Source organism: Bacillus cereus group sp. BfR-BA-01381 (assembly GCF_022663555.1).
In the GTDB taxonomy this organism is placed as follows: domain Bacteria; phylum Bacillota; class Bacilli; order Bacillales; family Bacillaceae_G; genus Bacillus_A; species Bacillus_A pacificus.
Genome location: NZ_JAKUFR010000178.1, coordinates 1 through 3,337, shown reverse-complemented (window position 1 = coordinate 3,337; position 3,337 = coordinate 1). Strand labels below are relative to the sequence as shown.

Genomic DNA, 3,337 nt, shown 5'->3' with positions numbered 1-3,337 from the left:
GAAAGAAGCATTGTCTTTAAAGCGAAGGTAAAAGAAAGCGTAAAAGTGGGGGAAGAAATCGTAAATGAGGCGATTGTGGATGATACAAAGAATGTACCAGAAAAGCCTTATGTACCGATTACACCGCAATACAAAGATGGGAAAATTGAGGCAAGAAAAGAAGTAAGTAATCACGAACCGAAGCTAGGCGAGGAAATCGAATATCGAATTATTTTTAATAATACGGTGAAGGATGGAAAGCTAGCAGAGGTGAAGATAGAAGATGAAATTCCAGCTGGTTTAGAGTTTGTACAAGGCAGTGAAAAGGCGGAAGGTGACGAGCCGAAACCAGTAGAGTTGAAAGTAGAAAATGGCAAGGTAATCGCAACATATTCAGAGATTATTGATACGAAAGAAAGAAGTATTGCTTTTAAAGTAAAGGTGAAAGATTCAGTTGCAATAGGTAAGGGGATTACAAATAAAGCGATTATTCATGTGGATGATCCAAATCAACCTATAATTGAACCGACAGCTAAAATTACACCTCAATATAAAGATGGTAAAGTTAAAGCTGATAAAAAGGTAAGTAAAAAAGATCCAAAGCTGGGGGAAGAAATTGAATACCGCATTTCATTTCATAATACGGTGAAAGATGGAAAACTGGCAGAGGTGAAGATAGAAGATGAAATTCCTTCTGGTTTAGAATATGTGAAAGATAGTCTAAAAGCAGAAGGTGATGAGCCGGCGCCAGTAGAGTTGAAAGAAGAAGCTGGTAAGGTTACCGCGAAGTATGAAAATATTACTGACACGAAAGAAAGAAGTATTATCTTTAAAGTGAAGGTGAAAGATTCAGTTGAAGTGGACAAAGCAATTGTAAATAAAGCAATTGTTGATGATACAAAAAATCCACCAGAGCGACCAGAAGTAGATATTACACCGCAGCATAAAGACGGTAAAGTTAAAGCCGATAAAAAGGTAAGTAAAAAGGATCCAAAGCTAGGAGAAGAAGTAGAGTATCAAATTCGTTTTAAAAATACGGTAGAAAACGGAAAACTAGCAGAAGTGAAAATTGAGGATCAATTACCAACTGGTTTAGAGTATGTGAAGGATAGTTTAAAATCAGAAGGTAATGAACCAAATCCAGTAGAGTTAAAAGAAGAAGCTGGGAAAATTACAGCGAAGTATGAGAATATCACTGATACAGCTGAGCGTAGTATTATCTTTAAAGTGAAAGTAACGGAAGTAGCAAAAGTCGGTAAGAAAATCGTGAATACGGCAATTGTGGATGATGATAATCCGAAGAACCCTCCGCAAAAACCAGAAGCAATTATTACGCCGGAGTATAAGGATGGAAAACAAAAAGCTGATAAAACAGTAAATAATCCAGCTCCAAAATTAGGAGAAGAAGTAGAGTATCGAATTACTTTCCGTAACGTAGTAGAGCATGGAAAAGTAGCGAAGGTGAAGATTAAGGATGAATTACCAAATGGCTTAGAGTTTGTGGAAGGTAGTCAAAGAGCCGAGGGAGAGAATCCGAAACCGTTGCATGTGAAAGTGAAAAACGGAATCGTCCTTGCAGAATATCCAGAAATTACGGATATGAAAGAAAGAAGTATCGTCTTTAAAGTGAAAGTGAAAGAAAAAGCTAAAGTAGGCGAAGAGATTGTGAACAAGGCGATTGTGGAAGATACAATAAATCCACCAGAGCAACCGAATATCTCTATTCAGCCTCAATATAAAGATGGTGCATTACAAGCAGAAAAAACAGTAAGTAATCATGAACCGAAGTTAGGAGAAGAAGTAGAATATCGAATTAGCTTTGAAAATACGGTAGAAAACGGAAAACTAACTGAGGTGAAGGTAGAAGATGAGATTCCAGCCGGTTTAGAATACGTACAAGATAGTATAAAGTCTGATGGGCCGGAACCAGATCCAGTGGAACTTAAAGTAGAGAATGGAAAAGTAACAGCAAAGTATCCGGAAATTACAGATACGAAAAAAAGAAGCATCATCTTTAAAGTGCGAGTACAAGAAACGGTACAAGTAGGAAAAGAAATTATAAACAAGGCGATTGTAGATGATAATAATCCGAAGACTCCGCCAGTTGAGCCACTTATACCAATTACGCCGCAATATAAAGATGGGAAACTAGAAGCAAGGAAAGAAGTAAGTAATCATGAACCGAAACTAGGAGAAGAAATCGAATATCGAATTACTTTTAACGGCACAGTGGATGGCGGGAAGTTAGTTGATGTGAAAATTGAAGATGAGATTCCAGCCGGTTTAGAATATGTGCAAGATAGTTTGGAAGCTGTAGGTGACAAGCCTGCACCAACAGAGCTTAAAGTAGAGAATGGAAAAGTAATAGTGAAGTATTCAGATATTATGGATACGAAAGAAAGAAGTATCATCTTTAAAGTGAAGGTGAAAGAAACAGTAAAAGTTGGAGGGAAAATAACAAATAAAGCGATTATTCATGTGGATGATCCGAACCATCCAGTTACGGAACCGACAGCGACAATAAAGCCAGAATATAAAGATGGTAAGTTAAAAGCAACGAAGACGGTAAGTAACAAAGAACCGAAGCTAGGAGAAGAAGTAGAATATCGAATTAGCTTTAAAAATACGGTAGAAAACGGAAAAATAGCCGTGGTTAAGGTAGAAGATGAAATTCCAGCCGGTTTAGAATACGTGCAAGACAGCCTTAGATTTGAAGGTGCCGAGCCAAATCCAGTAGAGTTAAAAATGGAGTTTGGAAAAGTGACTGCTACGTATATAGACATTATGGATAGAAAAGAACGTAGTGTTATTTTTAAGGTGAAGGTAAAAGAAACGGTTAAAATTGGTGAGGATATCGTGAATACGGCGATTGTGGGAGATACAATAAACCAACCAGAAGAACCGATTGTTTCAATAACACCGCAGTATAAAGATGGTATGCTTGAAGCAAAAAAAGAAGTAAGTAATAAAGAACCGAAGCTAGGAGAAGAGGTCGAATACCGAATTAGCTTTAAAAATACGGTAGAAAACGGAAAGCTAGCAGAGGTGAAAATTGAGGATCAATTACCAACTGGCTTAGAGTATGTGAAAAATAGCGTAAAAGCCAAAGACGCAATAGAAGTAAAAGTAGAGAATGGAAAGCTAACTGCAAAGTACGAAAATATTATAGATACAAAAGAAAGAAACATTACTTTTAAAGTGAAAGTAAAAGAAAAAGCCGGTGAAGAAATTGTGAATAGAGCGATTGTTGATGATGGAATAAATCAACCGCTTGAACCAACAGTCTCAATTAAGCCGAAAGAGCCGGAAGTGAAACCGGAAGATCCAAAAGAGCCAGAAGTGAAACCGGAAGATCCGA

At 37.2% G+C, this 3,337-nt stretch carries 1 protein-coding gene; it reads left to right on the top strand.

The genetic code is table 11. The features are described 5' to 3' along the window. The coding region (locus MR079_RS27955) for an isopeptide-forming domain-containing fimbrial protein (RefSeq protein WP_242295049.1) at nucleotides 1–3,337 on the top strand (3,337 nt) is incomplete at both ends.